This is a genomic window from Pseudoclavibacter endophyticus (genome assembly GCF_008831085.1).
Lineage (GTDB): Bacteria > Actinomycetota > Actinomycetes > Actinomycetales > Microbacteriaceae > Pseudoclavibacter > Pseudoclavibacter endophyticus.
On sequence record NZ_WBJY01000001.1, the window covers coordinates 1681478 to 1704472 of the forward strand.

Genomic DNA, 22995 nt, shown 5'->3' on the forward strand with positions numbered 1-22995 from the left:
AACGGAACGCACGAAGCGACCTGGAGGTATGACCATGTTGAGCGCAACCGAGGTCACCCCGATCCCGACCAGCTGGGTCGGCCCGATCCGCGTGAGCGGGAACGCCGTCGACGACGAGGTGCGCGTGCCCCTCGCGACGTACGAGACGCCGCTGTGGCCATCGGTCGGCCGCGGCGCGCGCATCTCCCGCCTCGTCGAGGGAGGCATCCAGGTCACGGTCGTCGATGAGCGCATGACGCGCTCGGTCATCCTGACCGCGACCAACGCCGCACAGGCTCACGCGGCCGCGCAGCGCATCAGGGAACGCCAGGACGAGCTCGCCGCAGCCGTCTCCGCGCAAAGCTCCTACGCCCGGCTGCTCGAGGTGCACAGCGAGATCGTCGGCAACCTGCTGTTCATCCGCTTCGCGTTCGCGACGGGCGACGCGTCGGGCCACAACATGGTGACGAACGCCGCGGACGCGCTCATCGCGCTGGTGCGCTCGTGGGAGTCGGGACTCGAGTACGGCTCGATCTCCGGCAACTACTGCTCCGACAAGAAAGCGACGGCGGTCAACGGCATCTTGGGCCGCGGCCGCAGCGCCGTCGCCGACATCCTCATCCCGCGCGAACTCGTCGAGCAGCAGCTGCGCACGACCGCAGCGCGCATGTGCGACCTCGTCGTGCGCAAGAACCTCGTGGGGTCGACCATCGCGGGGGCGCTGCGCTCTGGCAACGCCCACTACGCGAACATGCTGCTCGCCTTCTACCTCGCGACGGGGCAGGACGCGGCCAACATCGTCGAGGGCTCGCAGGGCATAACCTACGCCGAGAACCGCGACGGCGATCTGTACTTCTCATGCCAGCTGCCGCACCTCATCGTCGGAACGGTCGGCAACGGCAAGCACCTCACCGGCGTCGAGGCCGCACTCGAGCGGCTCGGCTGCCGCGAGCCGCGCGAACCGGGCGAGAACGCGCGACGGCTCGCGGGCCTCATCGCGGCGACGGTGCTCTGCGGCGAGCTCTCGTTGCTCGCCGCGCAGACGAACCCCGGCGAGCTCATGCGCGCCCACGTGCAGCTCGAGCGAGCCCAGAAGGAGCAGGCATGACTGAGATCGGCATTCACGACATCCAACTCGCCACCGCGCACCACGTGCTCGACCTCGGCGACCTCGCCGAGCATGCCGGCATCGACCCCAACAAGTACCGCATCGGCCTCGGGCAGGACGAGATGAGCGTTGCTGCACCGGACGAGGACATCGTCACCATGGCGGCGGAGGCCGCGGCGCCCATCCTCGAACGCAACGGAACCGGCGGCATCCGCACGCTGCTCTTCGCTACCGAGACGGGCGTCGACCAGTCGAAGTCGGCGGGCGTGTTCGTACACCGTCTGCTCGGACTCTCGCCGACCGTGCGCGTCGTCGAGCTCAAGCAGGCCTGCTACAGCGCGACGGCGGCCCTCCAGATGGCCGCCGGCATGATCGCCCGCAACCCCGACGAGCGCGTGCTCGTGATCGCGAGCGATATCGCCCGCTACGAGCTCGATTCGTCGGGGGAGCCGACGCAGGGGGCCGGTGCCGTCGCGTTCCTCGTGAGCACCGACCCTGCGCTCGTCGCCATCGAGCCCGTCTCCGGGGTCAGCACGACCGACGTCGACGATTTCTGGCGGCCGAACGGTTCGACGACCGCGGTCGTCGACGGCGCACTGTCGGTCACCGCGTACCTCGACGCCCTGCATCAGGCGTGGAGCGACTTCGCCGCGCGCGGCGGCGCGCCGATCGGCGAGATCGAACGGTTCCTCTACCACCAGCCGTTCACGAAGATGGCCCGCAAGGGGCACCGCCACCTCGCAAAGGTCACGGGAGCGCCCCTCGACGAGTCAACGCTCGAGTCGAGCTTCGCCTACAACCGGCGCATCGGGAACACCTACACGGCGTCCATCTACGGCGCACTCGCCGCGCTGCTGGACCTCGATGAGGGACGGGGTGCCGCGCGCGGCCTCGAGGGCGCCCGCCTCGGCTTCTTCAGCTACGGATCCGGCGCGGTCAGCGAGCTCTTCACCGGCATCGTGCAGCCAGGGTACCGGGCGACGCTCGACCCGGCCCGGGCGGCCGCGGCGATGGATGCTCGCACGCGCATCGACGTCGCGACGTATCGTTCGCTCCACGCCGCGATCGGCACCGACGACGGGGACGTCGAGACGCCGCGCGTGACGACGGGGCCGTTCCGCTTCGCCGGTCTTCGCGGCCGCGCGCGGCAGTACGAGCGCACCGCCTAGGGCCCGGGCGGAGCCGCCCCGCGCCGACGAAACGGGGCTCGAGGTCACCGACCTCGAGCCCCGGGTGAGTCGGCCGCCCACAGCGCACGAGCGCTCCGCGGCGTCAGCCACCGCGCGGACCGTGCTAGCTCGTGAGCTGCGTTCTGCTTCCGCCGCGTTCGATGCTGATCTTCCGCGGCTTCGCCTCTTCGGCAACCGGAATGGTGACGCGAAGCACGCCGTCCTCGAACGACGCCGAGATGCGGTCGGTCGCGAGGCTCGTGCCGAGCGTCATCTGGCGGGCGACGCTCCCCGCCGGGCGCTCGCGAACGAGCCACTCGAACCCTTCACGCTGCTCCTCGTCGCGGCGTTCCGCGCGGATGGTCAGCGTGCGGTCCTCGACGTCGACGTCGATGGACTCTGGGGCGACACCGGGCAGGTCGACCTTGACGACGAAGTTCTCGCCGTCACGGAAGACGTCCATGGGCATCGCGAAGGTCCCCGAAGGCCGCGCCGCGTCAGAGAGCAAGCGCTCGATGTCGCGGAACGGGTTCATCAGCATGGTGTTCGACAACTCTCAATCACTCCTTCTCCGTCAGCGCCGCGTGTGGCGCGATTACCCGAGGGACACCCATCCACTCGGTTCCTTTGCAGGTGGCTCCATTATGCGACGCCGCAGGCCGCGAAGGTTCAAAACTTGATAGAGATGCACTCAATGTTCGCTGGATCCCGTGATCAGCGGGAACTCCACGGACGATCAGGCAACCGCCGGCGACAAGCGGGATCGTCCATGTCATGGCACCCTGCGTCGCGCCCATTCGATCCTTGGTGAGCGACTCATGGTCGCTCCCAGCGTTCCATCTCGCCGGAAACGACGATGAAGAGAGGGTGTGGGGACGGGCCGGAGTGCTCCCAGCGGTGGGCATCCTCCGGACTTCGACGCATCAGTTTTTTGCCCAGGTGATGCCATTCGAAGGTGATTTGACCCTGCGTAACGGGGATCTGTGCGACCTCGGCGGCGGGTTCGAGAATCCGGCTCGCGTCGAATTGGTACCCGCGCAGCTCCGCTTCATCCCGAAGACCGGACAAGAACGCCCCGATTGACTCCAGGGGCTTGGGCGTCGCCGTGAAGCGCACCAACTGCGGGTGATGCCGATAACCCTTCGTTCGCCCGGCGAGCACCGCCTGGGCAAGCAGGGCTTCGCGCCATCCGGCGACGAGGCCCGCCCGATCCAGGTGCTGCGGATGCAACGACCAGAGCCTCATCGCGGGTGCGCGGTGTGGCTCGGGCTCAGCTTCGAAGACCGCCGCCGGATCGAGCACCCAATGTCGGAAAACACGGGTACGACCAAGGTTCGCACCACAAAGGTATCCACGAGCACGCCGGAGGCGACGTTGAACGCCGAATCGTGCTCGCGCAGGCGGCCGCGAGAATGCGGCGTGTGGGAATGGTCGGTCATGCGTTGCTCCATTCGATGATCAGCAGGAGCGTAGTGAGAAAACTGGCGAAGAAGTCCGGCGCGACGAAGCGCCGCCAGGCACGGTTGGTGACGGCGGAGGTCCCATCAGACACGCACCAGGAGGGCGCAGTTGAGGAAGCGGGAAGGGCGATGAGCACGGCGAGCGGACCGGGCCACGACGCGAACAGCAGCAGCGGGGGAAGCAAAGACACCAAACGGGAACCCGCTCGATCTCTCGATGTCGTGTTCCCGTAAGAATGCTTGGGTGGGCGATGCCGGGCTCGAACCGACGACCTCTTCCGTGTGAAGGAAGCGCGCTACCAGCTGCGCCAATCGCCCAGATGCGCGTGAAGCGCAACGACGAATCATCTTGCCACACGATCGGTGCGCGGGCGAGTCCGGCTCGCCCGTGCGTGTCGCACTGACCGCCGTCGATGAGGCAGTGTCCGGATGGCAGACGTGAACGCACGGGGTGGTCGCGTGATTGAACGGTGCGAAGCGGGTGAATGACACCGGTGTGAACAGCAATTTTCCCGACGGTGATCTGGGGTTTGCGTACTCGCGGCCGGGGTGGTTTTGCGAAGCCGTGGAACTTCCGTTAGAGTCAATGACGCGCTGAACGAGGGATGCGAAGCCCGGGAAACCGAGCAACGCCGACCACGTCGGAGCATGCGGATGTAGCGCAGTTGGTAGCGCATCACCTTGCCAAGGTGAGGGTCGCGAGTTCGAGTCTCGTCATCCGCTCGAGTGTGACATGCACTGCAGCGGGACCAGTTTGACTGCGGCGAAAGCACGCAGGCCAAGCGGTCCCGCTCAGTCGTGAAGCACGGGTATGAAAACCCACACGGTGACGTGGCCGAGAGGCGAGGCAGCGGCCTGCAAAGCCGCGTACACGGGTTCGAATCCCGTCGTCACCTCGGCCGCTCCCTCGGGAGCAGCTTGCGGTAACGCACCTGACAACAGCATCACAGAGCACATCTCTACTGACGGCGTTCGGCAGAACTGGCGGTTCAGCGGAGGTATGCGCGATTGGCGCAGCGGTAGCGCGCTTCCCTGACACGGAAGAGGTCACTGGTTCGATCCCAGTATCGCGCACGGATGGAAAGCCCCCTGGCGGACAAGCCAGGGGGCTTTTCTGCGTCGTCTCGCACCTCGGTGACCAACCGGGTCACCGTCGGCACCCAGCATCCTCACACGCGATATATCGCGAAGCGGGCGTACGATTGCCCGGCGCGATGGCCGCGCGCCTCGACGACCCGGCCACTTTGGAACCGCGGAGGGTGCCATGACCCAGCAGTCCGACAGCACCGCGCGCGACGGCGCACACGGGCACACGCCCGACGGCTCGACGTCGGGGCGGAAGTCCCACGCCGTCAATCAGCGTGTCGATCAGCTGCGCGGCGGTCTCGAGAAGGCGGTCGTCGGCCGCGAGACCGCCATCAAGGTGAAGGCGGTCGAGTGGGCCGAGCAGCTCGACGAACGATGGCAGGGGCGGCACCATAACAAGCTGTTCGTCGCGCTCAAGGCCATCGAGTTCGTCGTCGACCACGCACGACGAAGCCCGGGCGATACCGCCGCCGGCCATGAGGCTCCCGACGCCGAGCACCTCGGCGAGTTCCGGAACGTGAGTGACGACGGGCGGGCGTCACGGCCCGCGTAGACGCGGCTCGGCCTGGCGCGACAGCGCGGCGCGCGGGCGGATAGACTGGGAACTTGGTCCGCATCGCGCCCGGGTATGGCGCGAACCGCACGCCGAAGGAGCCCTCGAATGGCCGAAGCCGCTCAGCTGAGCGCACACGCATCCCCGTCACACTCGAACGACGGCCGCGTCGACACGACGAATCCCGCGGCCGGCGTGACGGCGACGCCCGAGGCGATCGTCGCGGCGACCGGGCAGACCGGCTTCGACCTCTTCAGCGATCGCAGCATCATCGCCATGCGGGTCAACGGCGAGCCTCAGGACCTGTTTCGGGAACTCGCCGACGGCGACGAGGTCGAGCCGATCGAGATCGGTTCGCCCGACGGCTTGAAGATCCTGCGCCACTCGACCGGCCACGTCGTCGCCCAGGCCGTGCAGCGAATCAACCCCGAGGCCAAGCTCGGGATCGGTCCGCCCATCGAGGACGGCTTCTACTTCGACTTCGACGTCGCGGAGCCATTCACGCCCGACGACCTCAAGGCCATCGAGAAAGAGGCGTCGCGAATCGTGCGCCAGGGGCAGCGCTTCGCCCGACGCGTCGTCACCGAAACCGAGGCACGAGCCGAGCTCGCGAACGAGCCGTACAAGCTCGAGCTCGTCGGGTTGAAGGGCTCGAGCGCCGACGCTGATGACGCCGGCAACGGCGAGGATGTCGAGGTCGGAGCCGGCGAGCTGACGATCTACGACAACGTCGACCCCAAGACGGGAGAGCGGTACTGGAGCGACCTGTGCCGCGGGCCGCACCTTCCGTCGACGCGACTCATCGGCAACGGGTTCGCGCTCACCCGTTCCTCGGGCGCGTACTGGCGCGGCAGCGAGCGCAATCCGATGCTGCAGCGCATCTACGGCACCGCCTGGCCGACCAAGGACGAGCTGCGCGCTTACCAGGCCCGCGTCGAGGAGGCCCAGAAGCGCGATCACCGACGTCTCGGTCGCGAGCTCGACCTCTTCAGCTTTCCCGACGAGATCGGCTCCGGTCTGCCGGTCTTCCACCCGAATGGCGGCATTATCCGCACCGAGATGGAGGAGTACTCGCGAAAGCGCCACATCGCCGAGGGGTACAGCTTCGTCACCACGCCGCACATCACGAAGGGCCAGCTCTTCGAGACGTCGGGTCACCTCGACTGGTACGCCGACGGCATGTACCCGCCCATGCAGATCGACGAGGAGCGCGACGCCGAGGGCAACGTCACCAAGCCGGCGCAGGACTACTACCTGAAGCCTATGAACTGCCCCATGCACACGCTCATCTACCGCAGCAGGGCGCGGTCGTACCGCGAACTGCCGCTGCGGCTGTTCGAGTTCGGCACGGTCTACCGCATGGAGAAGTCAGGCGTTGTCCACGGACTGACCCGCGCGCGCGGCTTCACCCAGGACGACGCGCACATCTACACGACGCACGAGTCAATGCGCGATGAGCTCACGACCACGCTCGACTTCGTCCTCTCACTCCTGCGCGACTACGGTCTCGACGACTTCTACCTCGAGCTGTCGACGAAGAACCCCGAGAAGTTCGTCGGGGGCGACGACATCTGGGAGGAGGCGACGCGCACGCTCCGCGAGGTGGCCGAGGCATCCGGCCTCGTCCTCGTCCCCGATCCGGGCGGCGCCGCGTTCTACGGCCCGAAGGTCTCGGTGCAGGCGCGCGACGCGATCGGCCGCACCTGGCAGATGTCGACGATTCAGCTCGACTTCAACTTTCCCGAGATCTTCGACCTCGAGTATGCGGCGTCGGACGGCACTCGCAAGCGGCCCGTCATGATCCACCGCGCCCTGTTCGGGTCGATCGAGCGGTTTTTCGGCGTGCTCGTCGAGCACTACGCCGGCGCGTTCCCCGTGTGGCTCGCGCCGCAACAGGTGGTCGGCATCCCCGTCGCCGACGAATACGTCGAGTACCTGGGCGACGTGATCGACACCCTCAAAGCACAGGGCGTCCGCGCGCACCTCGATGACGGCGACGGCCGCATGCCCAAGAAGATCCGCAGCCATACGACTGCCAAGGTCCCGATCATGCTCATCGCGGGGGAGCAGGACCGTGACGCCGGCACAGTGAGCTTCCGCTTCCGCGACGGCTCCCAGCGCAACGGCGTCGACGTCGATGAGGCGGTCGCGCGCATCCTCGCCGCGATCAAGCGCCACGACCTCGTGAACGGCGAAAGCGACCTCTGATGCTGACGGGCGACGAACGGGGCGCGACGGACGTCCCCGCCGCCGACGGCGCTGCTGCGGCCGCCGGCACCTCAGGTGCGGCGTCCGGCCGCCTTCGCTTTCCGGCCGGGATGGGCGCGAGGGGCGGACTCGGGTTTCCGGCCGAGGAACTCGAGGACGTCGAGGTGCAGACATCGGACGAGCTCATGGGCGTTCCGGACGAGTACCAGCGGCTGTGGACGCCCCACCGCATGACCTACATCACGGATGGACAGGATCCCCACGAGGATGTCTGCCCGTTCTGCCGGGGACCGGAACGGCCCGATGAAGAGGTCCTGATCGTCGCTCGCGGCGAACACGCGTTCGTGGTCATGAACCTCTATCCGTATAACAATGGACATCTGCTCGTGTGTCCCTATCGTCACATCGCGATGTACGACGAGGCGACCAACGACGAGATCCTCGAGATCGGCCGACTCACGCAGACCGCAATGCGGGTGATGCGGGAGCAGTCGCACGTGCAGGGCTTCAACCTCGGCATGAACCAGGGCCGGATCGCGGGTGCCGGCATCGCCGGTCACCTGCATCAGCACATCGTGCCGCGGTGGCCACTCGACGCGAACTTCTTTCCCATCATCGCAAAGACCAAGGCATTCCCCGTGCTGCTCGGCGACCTCCGCAACCACCTTGCGGCGGCGTGGCCGAAATAGGGCACGAGGCTCGCCCCGCCACACCGCGCGGAACACCACAACGCCCGATGACCCGGGCACCAGAAAGGACATCATGACCGACGAAAGCACCCAGGTCGTCACGACCGGCTCGAGCCGGGTCAAGCGCGGCCTCGCCGAGATGCTCAAGGGCGGCGTCATCATGGACGTCGTCACGCCCGAGCAGGCGCGTATCGCGGAAGACGCGGGCGCGGTCGCCGTCATGGCGCTCGAGCGCGTCCCCGCCGACATTCGCGCGCAGGGGGGCGTCGCCCGCATGAGCGACCCCGACCTCATCGAGGCGATCATCGCCGAGGTGTCGATTCCCGTGATGGCGAAGGCGCGCATCGGCCACTTCGTCGAGGCGCAGGTGCTCGAGGCCCTGAGCGTCGACTACATCGACGAATCCGAGGTGCTGAGCCCGGCCGACTACGTCAATCACATCGACAAGTGGCAGTTCGACGTGCCATTCGTCTGCGGCGCGACCAACCTCGGCGAGGCCCTGCGCCGGATCACCGAGGGCGCGGCGATGATCCGCTCGAAGGGCGAGGCCGGCACGGGCGACGTGAGCGAGGCCACGAAGCACATCCGGCAGATCTCCGGCGAGATCCGCGCCCTGCGGTCGAAGAGCGCCGACGAGCTCTACGTGGCCGCCAAGGAACTGCAGGCGCCCTACGAGCTCGTGGCCGAGATCGCCGAGACCGGCAAGCTGCCCGTCGTGCTGTTCACGGCCGGCGGCGTCGCAACGCCCGCGGACGCGGCGATGATGATGCAGCTCGGCGCCGACGGCGTCTTCGTGGGTTCTGGCATCTTCAAGTCGGGGGAGCCCGAGAAGCGGGCCGCCGCGATCGTCAAGGCCACGACCATGTACGACGACGCGAAGGCGGTCGCCGAGGCGTCGCGCGGCCTCGGCGAGGCCATGGTCGGCATCAGCGTCGCCGATCTCCCGGCGCCGCACCGCCTTGCCGAGCGCGGCTGGTAGTCGGTGACGCCCGAGTCACCACCGGATACGGCCGAGCCGCAGTCGCACGCAGCGCCGCCGCGTGTCGGCGTGCTCGCCCTCCAGGGCGACGTGCGCGAACACGTGGCCGCGCTGCGCTCGCTCGGCGCCGAGGTGGTGCTCGTGCGCACGCCGCACGACCTCGGCACCGTCGACGGCCTCGTCCTCCCCGGCGGCGAGTCGACCACGATCGACAAGCTGTCGAGGATCTTCGGCCTGCGCGAGCCGATCCGGGATCGCGTCGCGGACGGCATGCCCGTGCTGGGCACGTGCGCCGGGCTCATCCTGCTCGCGGACCGCATCGTCGACGGCCTGCCCGATCAGCAGACGTTCGGCGGGCTCGACGTCACCGTGCAGCGCAACGCCTTCGGCTCGCAGCGCGACTCCTTCGAAATCGATCTCGACATGCCCCTCGTGTGCGACGACCCCGTGCACGCCGTGTTCATCCGCGGACCGCTGGTCACCGAAGTGGGTCCGTCGGCCACCGTCCTCGGTGCGCTGCCGGACGGCCGCGTCGTCGCCATTGAGCAGGACAATCTCATCGGCATCGCCTTCCACCCCGAGGTCGCGGGCGAGACGCGCCTGCACCGCCACTTTCTCGCCAGAGTCGCGGCCGGCGACGCCGACTGACCGACCACCCGCCAGCATCTCGCAACCGTCGACGATCGAAGGAGCCCACCATGGCCGCCGCACGACGCCGCAATTCCCACGTTCAGCGTCAGCGCGCCTGCGCCGACTCGCTCGCGGAGTTCGTGGAGCGATCGCCGAGCTCCTTCCACGCCGCTGCGGCAGTGGCCGACCACCTCGCCTCCGCGGGATTCGCCCGCGTCGAGGAGCGTGACGAGTGGCCGGCCGAACCGGGTGACTACGTGTTGCTGCGCGATGGCGCGGTCGTGGCCTGGCGCATCCCCGAGGAGATCGACGACACCGCGCCCTTCGCCATCGTCGGCGCGCACACCGACTCGCCGGGGTTTCGGCTGAAGCCGTCGCCCGACCGTGTCGCGCACGGTTGGCGTCAACTCGCGGTCGAGGTCTACGGCGGGCCGCTGCTGAACTCGTGGCTCGACCGCGAGCTGCGCCTCGCGGGACGCGTGTCGTTGACGGATGGCTCGACCCGGCTCGTGCAGACCGGCGCCATCGCGCGCATTCCGCAGCTCGCGGTGCACCTCGACCGGCAGGTGAACAGCGAGGGGCTCAAACTCGACCCCCAACTGCACACCGCCCCCGTCACCGGGCCCGAGAACGGGCCCGATGCCCGCAGCATCATCGCGGCCGCCGCCGGCGTCGAGGCGGAGGACCTCGTCGCGTGGGACCTCGCCCTCGCCGACACGCAGGCACCCGCCTTCCTGGGCTCGGACGAGACGATGCTCGCCGCAGGCCGCCTCGACAATCTCGTCAGCGTGCACGCGGCAATGCGCGCCATCGTCGACACCGTGCCCTCCGGCGTGATCCCCGTCATAGCGGCGTTCGACCACGAGGAGGTCGGTTCCGGCACGCGCTCCGGGGCGGCGGGCCCGCTCCTCGAGCAGGTGATCGACCGAATCCAGGATGCGCGAGCCGTCTCACCCAGCCACCGCGCGCGCGCACTCGGGGCATCCTGGTGCGTCTCGAGCGATGTCGGCCACAGCATTCACCCGAACTACCCCGAGCGGCACGATGACGGCGCCCGCCCGATCGCGGGGGGCGGGCCGATCCTGAAGGTCAACGCCAACCAGCGCTACGCCAGCGACGCCAGGGGAGCGGCGCTCTGGGCGGGCGTCTGCTCGAACGCGGGGGTAACCACGCAGCCGTTCGTGTCACGCAATTCGATCCCCTGCGGCTCCACGATCGGACCGATCACGGCGACGCGGCTCGGCGTCTCGACCGTCGACGTCGGCATCCCGATCCTCTCGATGCACTCGGCGCGCGAGGTATGCGCGATCGCCGATGCACACGCGCTCGAGCGCGCACTGGCGGTGTTCCTCGCGGGCGGCTGGCCCGAGCACGCCTGACACCTGGACGCTAGCCTCATCGGATGGACGAGGCGCACCTGCTCATCGACAACCTGCTCTCGATGTGGTGGATCGGCCTCGCGGCAGTGCTCGCGCCGATCCTGGCGCTCGTCACGCGCCGCGTGATCCCCGACGTGGTGTGGCTTCTCGCGTTCGGCGTCGTGATCGGCCCCAATGTGCTCGGCGTCGCCGAATCGACCGGGTCGGTCGCGTTCATCCGTGAGCTCGGAATCGGGTTCCTCTTCCTCCTGGCGGGCTTCGAGGTCAACACGACCGACATGCGGGGCCGGCAGGGACGGCATGCGGCGCTGACCTGGTTCATCTGCGCCGCGCTCGGCGTCGGTGCGGGGATGCTGCTCGTGCAGGGGGACTGGCACGTCGCGATCGTGCTCGGAATCGCCTCGACGTCGACCGCGCTCGGCACGCTGCTGCCGATTCTCAAGGACGCCGGGACGCTCCCCACCCCGCTCGGCCGGGCCACCCTGATGCACGGCGCGTACGGCGAGCTGCTCCCGATCGTCGCGATGTCGCTCCTGCTGTCGGCGCACGGCACCGGTCTGTCGGCGCTGCTGCTCATCGCCTTCGCGCTCGCCGCCGTGCTGACGGTCGCCGTGCCCGGTCGCATCTTCCGTCGCGTGCCGCTGCTCGGACGGGCCTTCGTCGCCGCCTCGAACTCCACGATGCAGACGACGCTTCGCGTCACCGTGCTCGTGCTGCTCACGCTCATGCTGCTCACGGCGGTCTTCGAGCTCGACGTCGCCCTCGGGGCGTTCACCGCCGGCCTCCTGCTGAACGCCATGATCAAGGGCGCGGCTCCCGACCACGCGACCGAGATCATGCACAAAGTCGAGGTCGTCGGCTTCAGCCTGCTCATCCCGGTCTTCTTCGTCACGAGCGGCATGGGCATAGATCCGGTTGCCGTGCTCGAGGAATGGCCGCTGCTCGTCGGCTTCGTGGTCGTGATCGCCCTCGTGCGGGGCTTGCCGGTGTTCCTCCGCGAGCAATGGACCGAAACGCACTCGGGGCTCACGCGCACGAGCGACCGCGCGGCCCTCGGCCTCTTCGCAGCGACGGGGCTGCCCATCATCGTCGCCGTCACGCAGGTCGCCGCCTCGTCCGAGGTCATCACGGATGCCACCGCCTCCATCATGGTGACGGCAGGCGCGGTCACGGTCCTGGTGTTCCCCCTGCTTGCCGGGGTGCTCCTTCGGACCCGCCACGGCACGCCTCCGCGCCGCCCGGCGGCGACGCCCTAGCATTGTGAGCTACGTACTCACAATCGAGGAAGCCGTATGTCAGGACACTCCAAGTGGGCCACGACCAAGCACAAGAAGGCCGTCATCGATGCGCGCCGTGCCAAGTCGTTCGCCAAGCTCATCAAGAACATCGAGGTCGCCGCGAAGACGGGCGGCCCCGACCCGTCGGGCAATCCGACGCTCGCCGACGCCATTCAGAAGGCGAAGAAGACGAGCGTGCCCAACGACAACATCGATCGCGCCGTCAAGCGTGGCGCGGGCCTCACGGGCGAGTCCATTGAGTACGCGACTATCATGTATGAGGGATACGCGCCTGGCGGCGTCGCCCTGCTCATCGAGTGTCTGACCGACAACAAGAACCGCGCCGCCGCCGAGGTCCGCACCGCAATGACCCGAAACGGCGGCAACATGGCCGATCCGGGCTCGGTCGCTTTCAACTTCGAGCGCAAGGGCATCATCGCGGTGCCGCACGGCGAGACGCCCACCGAGGACGAGGTGCTCGAGGTCGTGCTCGACGCAGGGGCCGAAGAGGTCATTGACCACGGCGAAGCCTTTGAGATCCGCACCGAGGCGAGCGACATGGTGGGCGCCCGAAGCGCGCTCCAGGCCGCGGGCATCGACTACGACTCGGCCGACGCCGAGTTCGTGCCCGGCGTCAAGATCGAGGTCGACGCCGAGACGGCGCGCAAGGTCATCCGCCTCGTCGACGCGCTCGAGGACAGCGACGACGTGCAGAACGTGTACACCAGCATGGAGCTCACGCCAGAGGTGCGGTCGCAGCTCGACGAGGACGACGAGTAGCGGCGGGGTCGCCGGCATGGCGCGCATTCTCGGTATCGACCCCGGTCTCACCCGCTGTGGGATCGGGGTCATCGACGTGGATGCGCGCCGCCGCGTCTCCCTCGTGCACGTCGAGGTCGTGCGGTCGAGCGCCGACGCCGAACTCGGCGATCGCATCCGGGTCATCGGCGAGGGGATCGAGCGAGCGCTCGACGCGCACGCGCCCGACCGCGTCGCGCTCGAACGCGTCTTCGCCCAGCACAACGTGAGCACCGTCATGGCCACGGCGCAGATCTCGGGCGTCGTGCTGTACCAGGCGGCGAAGCGTCGCCTGCCCGTCGCCCTCCACACCCCCAGCGAGGTGAAGGCCGCGGTCACGGGCTACGGTTCGGCCGACAAGCCGCAGGTCGGCGTCATGGTGCAGCGCATTCTCGGCCTCGCCGAGCAGCCGAGACCCGCGGATGCCACCGACGCGCTCGCGCTCGCCATCTGCGCCGCCTGGAAATCGCCCGTCGCGGCCGCCGCCAGCGAAGCCGCGGCCGAACGCCGTGGCCTGCTTGCTGCGCGGGCGTCAGGCTCAGAGACCCTCACACCGGCCCAGCGCGCGTGGGCGGACGCGGAGCGGCGCTCCCGCGGACGCTGAGACGCCCTCGCGAGGGAATGCTCCCGTCACCGGGCTCGGGTGACGGCCGAAGAGCCCCGTGTTGCTGCGGCGGAGCGCGGGCCGGACGGCCTAGTGTGACGGGGTGATCGCCTCACTCCGCGGCACGGTGCTCGCGCTCGGCGCGCAAACCGTGCACCTCGACGTCCAGGGCGTGGGCTACCGGGTCCACGTCACGCCGAGGCACGCCCTCGACCTCCGCGTCGGCGACGAGGCATACGTCATCACTCACCTCGTCGTCCGGGAGGACGCGTGGACCCTCTTCGGATTTCGCGACGACGACGAGCTCGAGATCTTCGAGCACCTGATCTCGGTCTCTGGCGTCGGGCCGAAGTCAGCGCTGGGCGTCCTCTCGCAGCTGAGCCCCGATGACGTCGCGCGGGCCGTCACCAACGAGGACGTCGCCGCGTTCAAGCGGGTGAGCGGCATCGGCCCCAAGAGCGCGGGCCTCATCATCGTCTCGCTCAAGGGGAAGATCGTCGCTCCCGTGACGAGGGGGGCGACGCCGCAGCACCCAGAAGACGCCGTCGACGGCGCCGCCCCGGCCGGCCTCCTTGCCCCGAGCACGCGCGCAGACGTCGTCGAAGCGCTCGTCGGCCTCGGATACGCCGAGAAGATCGCCGGCCCTGCGGTCGACGACGCCGCGGCCACGCTCGTCGACGCTCCGGACGCTCCCGACGACGGACGTCTCTTCGACGTCGCCTCGCTCCTGCGGGCGGCCCTGCGCATCCTGTCCGCACCGAAGGGACGCCGATGACCGCCCCCGGCGACGACGGCGCATCGCGCGCTCCACAACCGGCGGGCGTCGTGGAGTCGGCCGCGGAACTCGCGTTCGAGGGGGCGCTGCGACCCGCGTCGTTCGCCGAGTTCGTCGGTCAGCAAAAGGTGCGGTCTCAGCTCGATCTCTTGCTGCGGGCAGCAGCGCTCCAGCAGCGAGCGCCCGACCACATCCTCCTCGCGGGCCCGCCGGGGCTGGGCAAGACCACCCTTGCGCTCATCGTCGCCGAGGAGACGGGGCACCCGATCCGCCTCACGAGCGGGCCGGCACTGCAGCATGCGGGCGATTTGGCGAGCGTGCTCTCGAGCCTCGTGCCGGGCGAGATCCTCTTCATCGACGAGATCCACCGGACGGCGCGCACGGCCGAGGAGATGCTGTACCTGGCGATGGAGGACTTTCGCATCGACATCATGGTCGGCAAGGGCGCGGGGGCGACGAGCGTGCCGCTCGAGCTCGCGCCGTTCACGGTCGTGGGCGCGACGACGCGGGCGGGCTTGCTCCCGACCCCGCTCCGCGACCGTTTCGGATTCACTGCCCACCTCGAGTTCTACGCCGACGATGAGCTGGAGAAGGTGGTCGCTCGCGCGGCCGGGTTGCTCGGGCTCGACGTCGAGCGGGCGGCGATCCGCGAGATCGCGAAACGGTCGCGCGGAACGCCCCGCATCGCGAATCGACTGCTGCGGCGCGTTCGCGATGTGGCCCTCGTGCACGACACGCCGGCCGACCTTGCCGCAGTGCAGCACGCATTGCACGTGTATGACGTCGACGAGCTCGGCCTCGACCGCCTCGACCGCGCCGTGCTCGAGGCGCTCATCGCCCGGTTCGAGGGCGGACCGGTCGGCATCCGCACCCTTGCCGTGACCGTGGGGGAGGAGGCCGAGACCGTCGAGGCGGTCGTCGAGCCGTTCCTCGTGCGTACCGGGCTGATCGCGCGCACGCAGCGCGGGCGAATCGCCACGCCCGCGGCCTACGCTCATCTCGGATACGCTCGTCCGGGCGCCGCCACCGGCGGGAACGTGCCCCTCGACGGCGTCTGATTCACGGTTCGGCGCACGGGCATGCGTATACTCGGCGTGTTTGCCGTTCGCTCGGGGTGGCCTCTCCACCCAGCCGGCTATTGAAAGGTTTCGCCGATGGACCCAATGCTCCTCATCCCACTCCTGCTGATCGCGGTCCTGCTCGTCTTCATGTGGCGCGGCAACAAGAAGCGTGCGGTGCAGCAACAGTCGCTGCGCGAGCAGATGGTGGTGGGCGCCGAGGTCATGACGCAGGCCGGCATCTACGGCACCATCGTTGCGCAGGACGCGGACAACAACGTCACGACGCTCGAGACCTCGCCGGGAACGACCCTCCGGGTGCACACGGCGACCGTGATCAATGTGCTCTCGCCGACCGTGCCGGATGACGCTTCCGCGCTGGACGACGACGGCCTTCCCCAGCCCGCCGGGGCTGCGGCGCCCGCAGATGGTGACGCCCTGGACGCGGATGACACCGAGGCGTGGGACGACGACGAGCGCGAGGATGATCTCGAGGAGACCGACGACGAGCTCGGCGCGGAGTTCGAGAACGCTGACGATGGGCTCGACAACCGCGAAGCCGACATCGACCCCGACGCCATCGAGGCCGATGAGGTGGAGTCGGCGAACGGCGACGACCCGCTCGGTCAGTACCGCGGCGACGACAACGGCCCCGCGAAGGCCTGACCCACCTCACACCTGCCCCATCGGGCGAAAGGCATAACTGCGTTGGCGAAGTCCTCATCGACAGGCACGCAGCGGAGGTACGGCGCCAGCGCCGCGACCAAAGCGGTGCGTACCCTCACCTGGTTGCTCCTGCTCATTCTCGTGCTCGGAGGGCTCAACTGGATCGCGGTCGCGTTCCAGGGCGGCACATGGGCGCCACAGCTCGCCCTCGACCTCGAGGGCGGTACGCAGATCGTTCTGGAGGCGCAGCTGCCTGAGGGCGCCTCTGACCCATCCGCGGAGCAGATGCAGCAGGCCGTTTCGATCATTCGCCAGCGCGTCGACGCTGCGGGTGTCTCGGAGGCCGAGATCACCACGCAGGGTGGCCGCAACATCGTGGTCGCCGTGCCGGGCGAGATGGATGACCAGACCCGCTCCCGCATCGAGAGCTCGGCACGCCTCGACTTCCGCCCCGTGCTCGTGACCGACGCTGCCGCGAACACGCAGGTGATCCCGCCGGAGATGCTGCCGGACGACCTCTCGACGGCGCCGGCCACCGAGCCCACCGACCCGAGCGACCTCGTGCAGGTCTACGACACGCTGTACGTCGATTTCCTGCAGTTCAACTGCGAGACCGATCTCAGGCCGGCCAGCGAGATCGACCCCGCAGAGCCGCTCATCACCTGTGACGAGACCGGGGAGCAGAAATTCATCCTCGGACCCGTCGAGGTGTCCGGCGCCAACATCAGCGACGCCAACGCCGGGCTCGTGCAGTCCTCGACGGGCGCGACGACGAACCAGTGGGCCGTCAACATCGAGTTCGATGCCGCGGGCACCGAGGCGTTCGCCAGCATGACGCAGCGCCTCTACAACCTGACCGAGGCGCAGAACCAGTTCGCGGCGACCCTCGACAATCGCGTCATCGTCGCTCCCACGACGAACGCCATCATCACCGACGGGCGTCCGCAGATCTCCGGTTCGTTCACGGAGGAGGGCGCACAGGCGCTGGCCGACCAGCTCAAGTTCGGTGCCCTCCCGTTCACCTTCGAGACCCAGTCGTCGCAGACGATCTCCGCGACGCTCGGGACATCGCAGCTCATCAGCGGCCTCATCGCCGGCGCGATCGGCCTCGCGCTCGTCGTGGTGTACCTGGTGTTCCAGTACCGCGTGCTCGGGCTCGTCACGATCGCCTCGCTCGCGATCGCCGCGGGCGTGGCATATCTCGTCGTGACCTGGCTATCGAGCCAGGAGGGCTACCGCCTGTCGCTCGCCGGTGTCGCGGGGCTCATCGTGGCGATCGGCATCACGGCCGACTCGTTCGTCGTCTACTTCGAGCGCATCAAGGACGAGCTGCGAGACGGCAAGAGCCTGCCGTCCGCCGTCGAGACCGGCTGGTCGCGCGCCATCCGTACCGTCCTGGTGTCGAACGCCGTGACGCTGCTCGTGTCGCTGGTCCTGTTCTTCATCGCGGTCGGCAACGTTCGCGGCTTCGCGCTCACGCTCGGCCTCACGACGATCGTCGACGTGATCATGGTGACGATGTTCACGCACCCGGTCATGCGCCTGCTGGCTCGCACGCGCTTCTTCGGCTCCGGGCATCCGGCGTCCGGCCTCGACCCCCGCGCGCTCGGCGCCGTGTACCGCGGGCGCGGCTCGTTCCGCGGCTCGGCCGGGGGCCGCAAGGGGGCGGCCCGCGAAGCCGCTCGGCGGCGAACGCTCGCCGAGCGCAAGGCGGCGGAAGCCCGCGGCGAAGTGCTCGAGGACGAGCCCGTCGAGGCGCCGCCGAAGAGGCGACGAGGCAGAAAACGCGCCGAGGCGCCGTCCACACGCACCCGCGAAACCGAGGCGGCCGAGCGCACGTCGACCGCAACCCTCGAGCGCGACGACGACACCGACGAGCTCACGAGCGAGGACGACCTCCGCGAGGACGATCTCCGCGACCGGAACCTCGCCGACGATGAGGCCCCTGGCGCGACGGATGCCGCGCTCGATGAGGCGGACGACGCAGATGAGCCGGACGCAGCCGAAGACGAAGCCGCCGACGAAGCGGACGCGGACGCGGCCGAGTCCGGCGAGGCAGAATCCGACGCGGACGACGCCGAGGCCGACGCAGTCGAGGCAGACGCAGACGCGGAAGAGCCCAGCGCGGCGAACACCGAGGATGATGCGATCGCGTCGCCGACGGGCGTCGACGACGCCGCCGACGAGAGCCCCGCACTGCAACGCGCACGGCGGCGACGCGCACGACGCCGAGCCGCCTCGACGAACGGGGAGGACGCCTGATGGCCAGCTTCCAGAAGCTCGGCAACAAGCTCTACACGGGGGAGCGGTCGATCGATTTCGTCGGGCGTCGCCGACTGTTCGTCCTGATCGCCGCGCTCCTGATGGCCGTCGCCATCGCCGCGCCGTTCGCGCGCGGCGGCCTCGAGCTCGGCATCGAGTTCACGGGCGGGAGCGAGTTCACCGTCTCCGGGTCGACCACTCCTGACCAGGCGGTCGGCACCGAGATCGCCGAGCAATACACCGACACACCCCCGCGGGTGTCGGTCGTCGGCGACGGCTCCGTTCGCGTGCAGACGGAATCGCTCACGGCGGAGGAGAACGCGCAGCTGCGCCAGGAACTCGCAGACGCGTTCGGCGTCGACGTGACCGAGGTCGCGGTCTCCACGATCGGTCCGTCGTGGGGCGCCGACATCACCCGGCAGTTGCTCGTCGGCCTCGGCGTGTTCATCCTGCTGGCGGCCGCGCTGATGGCCCTGTACTTCCGTACCTGGAAGATGGCCGTCGCCGCGTTCGCGGCATTGGCGCACGACATCGTCGTCACGGTCGGGGTCTACGCGATCACCGGGGTCGAGCTGACCCCTGCTGCCGTCATCGGCTTCCTGACGATCCTCGGCTATTCGCTGTACGACACGGTCGTGGTGTTCGACAAGGTCCGCGAGAACACGGAGGAGCATCTGCCAGACGGCTCGCGCACGTTCGGCGAGCTCGTCAACCTCGCGATCAATCAGACGCTCGTGCGTTCGATCAACACGTCGGTCGTCGCGATTCTGCCCGTCGCCGCGATCCTGTTCATCGGCGCCGTCGTGATGGGCGCGGGCACGCTTCGCGACATCGCGCTCGCGCTGTTCATCGGCATCCTCGTCGGTGCACTCTCGACGATCTTCCTCGCCGGTCCCGTCTACGCCTGGCTCCGGTCGGGCGAAGCGCGGATCAAGCACATCGACGCACGCGTCAGGAAGCTGCGCGGCGAAGATGTCGAGGTCTCAGAGGAGCCGGTCGAGGAACCGGTCCGCCGACGCCGCCCGACCGCGGTCGCGGGGGATCCTGATGCCGAACGCGAGTCCCGCGCGAGCAAGGACGCGGACAGCCCGTGGGAGCTCGAGGGCGCCGAGGTGGACGAGGAGCCGGGCGACGAGCCACTCGACGACGAGCCACTCGACGACGGAGTCGACGGCGTCCCGGGCGACGACGAGTCAGCTGACGACGAGCCGGGCGACGACGAGGATGTCGATCCCGACGCGACGGTCGAGGAGGGCACCGCGTCGGGCCGCGAGAAGGCGGAGGCCGGGGTCGGCAACCGTGGCCGACAGCGGCCGAACGCGCGCAAGCGCAAGCGCCGGCGGCGGTAGCGGCGCCGAGAGCGAACATCGCCCCGGCCGCGTCACGACCCGCGGCCGGGGTGGTGTAGTTTTATCGCACCCCGCCGGGGCCGACCCTCGAGCCCAGTCGCGCGGGGCGCAGAATCCCGGGAGGTGACGATGAGCGATACTTCGCCGTCGTCACTGCGATGGCTCGTACCGCGGCTCTTCACGCGCGCGAGCGAAGCACCGGAGATCGACGAGCTTGTCCGCACGCTCCGACGGCAGGATGCTCGCGCAGACGTCGCGCTCGTGCAGCGCGCGTTCGAGGTGGCCAAGCGGGCGCACGAGGGGCAGTTCCGTCGCAGCGGCGAGGCCTACATCACGCATCCCATCGCCGTCGCGCAGATCCTCGCCGACCTGGGGGTGGGCGCGGTGACCGTCTCGGCTGCGCTGCTCCACGACACGGTCGAGGATACGGAGTACACGCTCGACAACGTTCGCACCGACTTCGGCGATGAGATCGCGATGCTCGTCGATGGCGTCACCAAGCTCGACAAGGTGACCTACGGCGACCACGCCCAGGCCGAGACGGTCCGCAAGATGGTCGTTGCCATGTCAAAAGACATCCGCGTGCTCGTCATCAAACTCTCCGACCGCCTGCACAACGCCCGCACCTGGGGCTTCATGAAGCCCGAGTCGGCGAAGCGCAAGGCGAAGGAGACGCTCGAGATCTACGCCCCGCTCGCGCACCGCATGGGAATCCAGACCATCAAGAACGAGCTCGAGGACCTCTCGTTCGGTGTGCTCTACCCCAAGATCTACTCTGAGATCTCGAATCTGGTCGCGCTGCGGCGACCGGAGCGCCAGCAGTACGTCGACCGGGTGCTCGCCCTGGTCCGGGCCGACCTGGCGGCCATGCGCGTGAAGGCCGAGGTCTCCGGCCGGCCGAAGGAGCTCTACTCGATCTACCAGAAGATGATCCAACGAGGGCGCGACTTCGACGAGATCTACGACCTCACGGCGATTCGCGTCATCGTCGACACGGTTCGCGACTGCTACGCCGTGCTGGGATCGATTCACGCTCGCTGGACGCCGATGCCCGGGCGGTTCAAGGACTACATCGCGACGCCGAAGTACAACCTCTACCAGTCACTGCACACGACGGTCGTCGGGCCCGATGGCAAACCCGTCGAGATCCAGATCCGCACCGAGGACATGCACCGCCGCGCCGAGTACGGCGTCGCGGCCCACTGGCGATACAAGGAGCAGGGCAGGAACAGCGGTGCCCCCTCGTCGTCGCCGAAGCGCACCGAGATGGCGTGGCTGCAGCACCTCAACGACTGGCAGGCGGAGACGACCGATCCGAGCGAGTTCCTCGACTCGCTGCGGTTCGAGATCGGCGTCAAGGAGCTCTACGTCTTCACGCCCCAGGGCAAGGTCATCGGGCTTCCCGCCGATGCCACGCCCGTCGACTTCGCCTATGCGATCCACACCGACGTCGGCCACCGGACTATGGGGGCCAAGGTCAACGGCCGGCTGGTACCGCTCAACACCGTGCTGAACATCGGCGACGTCGTCGAGGTCTTCACGTCGAAGAGCCCCGACGCCGGGCCGAAGCAGGACTGGCTCGGCTTCATCACGTCGGCTCGTGCGCGCAACAAGATCCGGCAGTGGTTCTCGAAGGAACGCCGCGATGAGGCCATCGAGCAGGGCAAAGACGCCATGGCGAGGGCGCTGCGCAAGGCCAATCTGTCCCTGAGCGGTGACGGGGTCGCCGAAGCGTTCCGAGGGGTCGCCTCCCGGCTTCGCTACAACGACGTCACGGCGCTCTACGCGGCCGTCGGTGACGGACACGTGTCGTCGCAGTCGGTCATCGAGAAACTGCAGCAAGAGCTGCGTAGCGACCCTGAAGGCACCGCGACCGCGAGCATCCCCGTCGTCGGCGCGCGCCCGCCGCGCACGGGCGACTCGGGAATCCTTGTGCGCGGCTCGCCCGACATCCTCGTCAAGGTCGCCAAGTGCTGCACCCCTGTTCCGGGCGACGAGATCCTTGGCTTCATCACCCGCGGGCAAGGTGTCAGCGTGCACCGGATCACCTGCTCGAACGCCGCAGACCTGCAGCAGTCGCCCGAACGGCTCATCGACGTCGAGTGGGCGCCGTCGAGCACGAGCGTGTTCCTCGTGAACATCCAGGTCGAGGCCCTCGACCGATCGGGCTTGCTGTCGGACGTGACGCGCGTGCTGAGTGAACACCACGTCAACATTCTTTCTGCTTCCGTGCAGACCACGACCGCGCGCCTGGCGACGAGCCGATTCTCGTTTCAGATGGGCGAGACCGTGCACCTCGACCGGCTGCTCAACGCCGTGCGCCGCATCGACGGCGTCTACGACGTCTACCGCATCACCTCGTAGGCGCCGCCCGGTCAGGCCGGTCCCACTCTGGCCCGAGCGCCGCGCGCAGGCGGCCGGCGGCGCGCTCGGCCCCGCGACGCCGCCACATGGCGGCACGGCTCTCCTCGATGAGCTCCGCGCGCTCGTCGTCGCTGCGGACGCCCGCGACCGACGACCACAGGGCCGCCAGGCGGTTCACGTCGCAGGCGTCGGCGACCGCGAGGTCGACAAGCGTCCGGGGGATGCTCGTTAGGCGCACATCAGCGATCGTCACGACATGCCGCTCTGGCGCGCGGGCGAACCGGATCACCAGGTCCGGCCGGCGGACAGGGCGACGTCGCCGTCGCTCGGCCACGAGCTCGAGCCGCCTGCCCGGGCACAGGCCGTCGTACACCCACGCCGCTGTCGCACCCGACACGACGCAGCCCGCCGGCACGAGCGGCCGGAGGAGCGAGGCCCGGAACCCCGGGTCGTCGGGCTGGTCGGGCGGAATCCAGACGGCCGCGTCGGCCGGGCCGGCCACGATCACGTCCCCGTCGAGCCGCATAGCCTGACGTTCGACCTCGGGCAACGCAGCAAGTGGGATCGCACGCACGAACGCCATCGTCGCATGGTCCGCGCCG

Annotated in this window: 21 protein-coding genes, 4 tRNA genes and 1 pseudogene; 20 read left to right on the plus strand and 6 right to left on the minus strand. The window is 68.8% G+C overall.

Annotation, left to right across the window (positions count from 1 at the left end; all coding sequences use genetic code 11):
- Positions 1 to 34: 34 nt before the first annotated feature.
- Together F8O04_RS07520 and F8O04_RS07525 are read left to right on the plus strand one after the other, a co-directional pair.
- Complete coding sequence (locus tag F8O04_RS07520) at positions 35 to 1087, plus strand: hydroxymethylglutaryl-CoA reductase (protein WP_225734913.1); 1053 nt, start codon at positions 35 to 37, stop codon at positions 1085 to 1087.
- A complete protein-coding gene (locus tag F8O04_RS07525) occupies positions 1084 to 2256 on the plus strand; it encodes a hydroxymethylglutaryl-CoA synthase (RefSeq protein WP_158028637.1) in 1173 nt (390 codons plus the stop codon). Before F8O04_RS07520 ends, F8O04_RS07525 begins: the two co-directional genes overlap by 4 nt.
- A 124-nt stretch (positions 2257 to 2380) precedes the next feature.
- On the opposite strand, the gene F8O04_RS07530 is transcribed toward F8O04_RS07525, so the two are convergent.
- The 5 genes from F8O04_RS07530 to F8O04_RS07545 form a co-directional block, all read right to left on the minus strand.
- Positions 2381 to 2809, minus strand: coding sequence for an Hsp20/alpha crystallin family protein (locus F8O04_RS07530; protein WP_308420186.1), 429 nt, complete (start codon positions 2807 to 2809; stop codon positions 2381 to 2383).
- Positions 2810 to 3072: 263 nt separating this feature from the next.
- On the minus strand, positions 3073 to 3501 hold the full coding sequence (locus tag F8O04_RS07535; RefSeq protein ID WP_158029152.1) for a pyrimidine dimer DNA glycosylase/endonuclease V: 429 nt from the start codon (positions 3499 to 3501) through the stop codon (positions 3073 to 3075).
- Positions 3498 to 3695, minus strand: a complete 198-nt coding sequence (locus F8O04_RS14795) for a hypothetical protein (RefSeq protein ID WP_188726477.1) — start codon at positions 3693 to 3695, stop codon at positions 3498 to 3500. The genes F8O04_RS07535 and F8O04_RS14795 overlap by 4 nt, the downstream gene beginning before the upstream one ends.
- Positions 3692 to 3907 carry a UbiA prenyltransferase family protein gene (locus tag F8O04_RS07540; RefSeq protein WP_158028638.1) on the minus strand — a complete coding sequence of 72 codons (216 nt, stop codon included), beginning with the start codon at positions 3905 to 3907 and terminating at the stop codon, positions 3692 to 3694. The genes F8O04_RS14795 and F8O04_RS07540 overlap by 4 nt, the downstream gene beginning before the upstream one ends.
- Positions 3908 to 3961: 54 nt before the next feature.
- Positions 3962 to 4034 (minus strand) — tRNA-Val (locus tag F8O04_RS07545).
- Positions 4035 to 4366: 332 nt separating this feature from the next.
- Here F8O04_RS07545 and F8O04_RS07550 point away from each other — a divergent pair.
- The 18 genes and pseudogenes from F8O04_RS07550 (at position 4367) to F8O04_RS07640 (ending at position 22393) form a co-directional block, all read left to right on the plus strand.
- Positions 4367 to 4439, plus strand: a tRNA-Gly gene (locus F8O04_RS07550).
- Positions 4440 to 4541: 102 nt separating this feature from the next.
- Positions 4542 to 4612: transfer RNA gene (locus F8O04_RS07555), tRNA-Cys, on the plus strand.
- Between the two features lie 106 nt (positions 4613 to 4718).
- Positions 4719 to 4790: transfer RNA gene (locus tag F8O04_RS07560), tRNA-Val, on the plus strand.
- Positions 4791 to 4980: 190 nt separating this feature from the next.
- Positions 4981 to 5355: a hypothetical protein gene (locus F8O04_RS07565; RefSeq protein ID WP_158028639.1), complete on the plus strand. Its 375-nt coding sequence runs from the start codon at positions 4981 to 4983 to the stop codon at positions 5353 to 5355.
- Positions 5356 to 5631: 276 nt separating this feature from the next.
- Positions 5632 to 7563: a threonine--tRNA ligase gene (gene thrS, locus F8O04_RS07570; protein ID WP_225734991.1), complete on the plus strand. Its 1932-nt coding sequence runs from the start codon at positions 5632 to 5634 to the stop codon at positions 7561 to 7563.
- 110 nt (positions 7564 to 7673) lie between these two features.
- The gene (locus tag F8O04_RS07575; protein WP_158029153.1) at positions 7674 to 8252 is read left to right on the plus strand and encodes an HIT family protein; all 579 of its coding nucleotides are present in this window, start codon (positions 7674 to 7676) and stop codon (positions 8250 to 8252) included.
- A 73-nt stretch (positions 8253 to 8325) separates the two neighbouring features.
- Entirely contained in the window at positions 8326 to 9231 is a 906-nt protein-coding gene (gene pdxS / locus F8O04_RS07580; RefSeq protein ID WP_158028641.1) for a pyridoxal 5'-phosphate synthase lyase subunit PdxS, read from the plus strand.
- Positions 9232 to 9300: 69 nt separating this feature from the next.
- Positions 9301 to 9879, plus strand: a complete 579-nt coding sequence (pdxT, locus tag F8O04_RS07585; protein WP_229741665.1) for a pyridoxal 5'-phosphate synthase glutaminase subunit PdxT — start codon at positions 9301 to 9303, stop codon at positions 9877 to 9879.
- Between the two features lie 50 nt (positions 9880 to 9929).
- On the plus strand, positions 9930 to 11240 hold the full coding sequence (locus tag F8O04_RS07590) for a M18 family aminopeptidase (RefSeq protein WP_158028643.1): 1311 nt from the start codon (positions 9930 to 9932) through the stop codon (positions 11238 to 11240).
- A gap of 23 nt (positions 11241 to 11263) precedes the next feature.
- The gene (locus F8O04_RS07595) at positions 11264 to 12496 is read left to right on the plus strand and encodes a cation:proton antiporter (RefSeq protein WP_158028644.1); all 1233 of its coding nucleotides are present in this window, start codon (positions 11264 to 11266) and stop codon (positions 12494 to 12496) included.
- Positions 12497 to 12532: 36 nt separating this feature from the next.
- Positions 12533 to 13297 (plus strand): YebC/PmpR family DNA-binding transcriptional regulator, encoded by a 765-nt coding sequence (locus F8O04_RS07600; protein ID WP_158028645.1) that lies wholly within the window; start codon positions 12533 to 12535, stop codon positions 13295 to 13297.
- Between the two features lie 16 nt (positions 13298 to 13313).
- Positions 13314 to 13919 carry a crossover junction endodeoxyribonuclease RuvC gene (gene ruvC, locus F8O04_RS07605; protein WP_158028646.1) on the plus strand — a complete coding sequence of 202 codons (606 nt, stop codon included), beginning with the start codon at positions 13314 to 13316 and terminating at the stop codon, positions 13917 to 13919.
- A 103-nt stretch (positions 13920 to 14022) separates the two neighbouring features.
- Positions 14023 to 14694, plus strand: coding sequence for a Holliday junction branch migration protein RuvA (ruvA, locus tag F8O04_RS07610; protein ID WP_158028647.1), 672 nt, complete (start codon positions 14023 to 14025; stop codon positions 14692 to 14694).
- A complete protein-coding gene (gene ruvB, locus F8O04_RS07615) occupies positions 14691 to 15752 on the plus strand; it encodes a Holliday junction branch migration DNA helicase RuvB (RefSeq protein ID WP_158028648.1) in 1062 nt (353 codons plus the stop codon). The genes ruvA and ruvB overlap by 4 nt, the downstream gene beginning before the upstream one ends.
- Positions 15753 to 15848: 96 nt before the next feature.
- On the plus strand, positions 15849 to 16418 hold the full coding sequence (locus F8O04_RS07620; RefSeq protein WP_158028649.1) for a preprotein translocase subunit YajC: 570 nt from the start codon (positions 15849 to 15851) through the stop codon (positions 16416 to 16418).
- Positions 16419 to 16547: 129 nt separating this feature from the next.
- A complete protein-coding gene (secD, locus tag F8O04_RS07625) occupies positions 16548 to 18680 on the plus strand; it encodes a protein translocase subunit SecD (RefSeq protein ID WP_308420210.1) in 2133 nt (710 codons plus the stop codon).
- Positions 18680 to 19645 (plus strand): annotated as a pseudogene (gene secF / locus F8O04_RS07635) (protein translocase subunit SecF); the annotation flags it as partial. The gene secD and the pseudogene secF, both read left to right, overlap by 1 nt.
- A 513-nt stretch (positions 19646 to 20158) precedes the next feature.
- Complete coding sequence (locus F8O04_RS07640) at positions 20159 to 22393, plus strand: RelA/SpoT family protein (protein WP_158028651.1); 2235 nt, start codon at positions 20159 to 20161, stop codon at positions 22391 to 22393.
- Here F8O04_RS07640 and F8O04_RS07645 read toward each other — a convergent pair.
- Complete coding sequence (locus F8O04_RS07645) at positions 22383 to 22976, minus strand: hypothetical protein (protein ID WP_158028652.1); 594 nt, start codon at positions 22974 to 22976, stop codon at positions 22383 to 22385. The genes F8O04_RS07640 and F8O04_RS07645 overlap by 11 nt on opposite strands.
- Between the last annotated feature and the right edge of the window lie 19 nt (positions 22977 to 22995).

Coding starts and splice junctions, on each gene's coding strand:
- F8O04_RS07520 (WP_225734913.1), top strand. CDS start 35: ATGTTGAGCGCAACCGAGGTCACCCCGATCCCGACCAGCTGGGTCGGC.
- F8O04_RS07525 (WP_158028637.1), top strand. CDS start 1,084: ATGACTGAGATCGGCATTCACGACATCCAACTCGCCACCGCGCACCAC.
- F8O04_RS07535 (WP_158029152.1), bottom strand. CDS start 3,501: ATGAGGCTCTGGTCGTTGCATCCGCAGCACCTGGATCGGGCGGGCCTC.
- F8O04_RS14795 (WP_188726477.1), bottom strand. CDS start 3,695: ATGACCGACCATTCCCACACGCCGCATTCTCGCGGCCGCCTGCGCGAG.
- F8O04_RS07565 (WP_158028639.1), top strand. CDS start 4,981: ATGACCCAGCAGTCCGACAGCACCGCGCGCGACGGCGCACACGGGCAC.
- thrS (WP_225734991.1), top strand. CDS start 5,632: ATGCGGGTCAACGGCGAGCCTCAGGACCTGTTTCGGGAACTCGCCGAC.
- F8O04_RS07575 (WP_158029153.1), top strand. CDS start 7,674: ATGGGCGCGAGGGGCGGACTCGGGTTTCCGGCCGAGGAACTCGAGGAC.
- pdxS (WP_158028641.1), top strand. CDS start 8,326: ATGACCGACGAAAGCACCCAGGTCGTCACGACCGGCTCGAGCCGGGTC.
- F8O04_RS07590 (WP_158028643.1), top strand. CDS start 9,930: ATGGCCGCCGCACGACGCCGCAATTCCCACGTTCAGCGTCAGCGCGCC.
- F8O04_RS07595 (WP_158028644.1), top strand. CDS start 11,264: ATGGACGAGGCGCACCTGCTCATCGACAACCTGCTCTCGATGTGGTGG.
- F8O04_RS07600 (WP_158028645.1), top strand. CDS start 12,533: ATGTCAGGACACTCCAAGTGGGCCACGACCAAGCACAAGAAGGCCGTC.
- ruvC (WP_158028646.1), top strand. CDS start 13,314: ATGGCGCGCATTCTCGGTATCGACCCCGGTCTCACCCGCTGTGGGATC.
- ruvB (WP_158028648.1), top strand. CDS start 14,691: ATGACCGCCCCCGGCGACGACGGCGCATCGCGCGCTCCACAACCGGCG.
- F8O04_RS07620 (WP_158028649.1), top strand. CDS start 15,849: ATGGACCCAATGCTCCTCATCCCACTCCTGCTGATCGCGGTCCTGCTC.
- F8O04_RS07640 (WP_158028651.1), top strand. CDS start 20,159: ATGAGCGATACTTCGCCGTCGTCACTGCGATGGCTCGTACCGCGGCTC.
- F8O04_RS07645 (WP_158028652.1), bottom strand. CDS start 22,976: ATGGCGTTCGTGCGTGCGATCCCACTTGCTGCGTTGCCCGAGGTCGAA.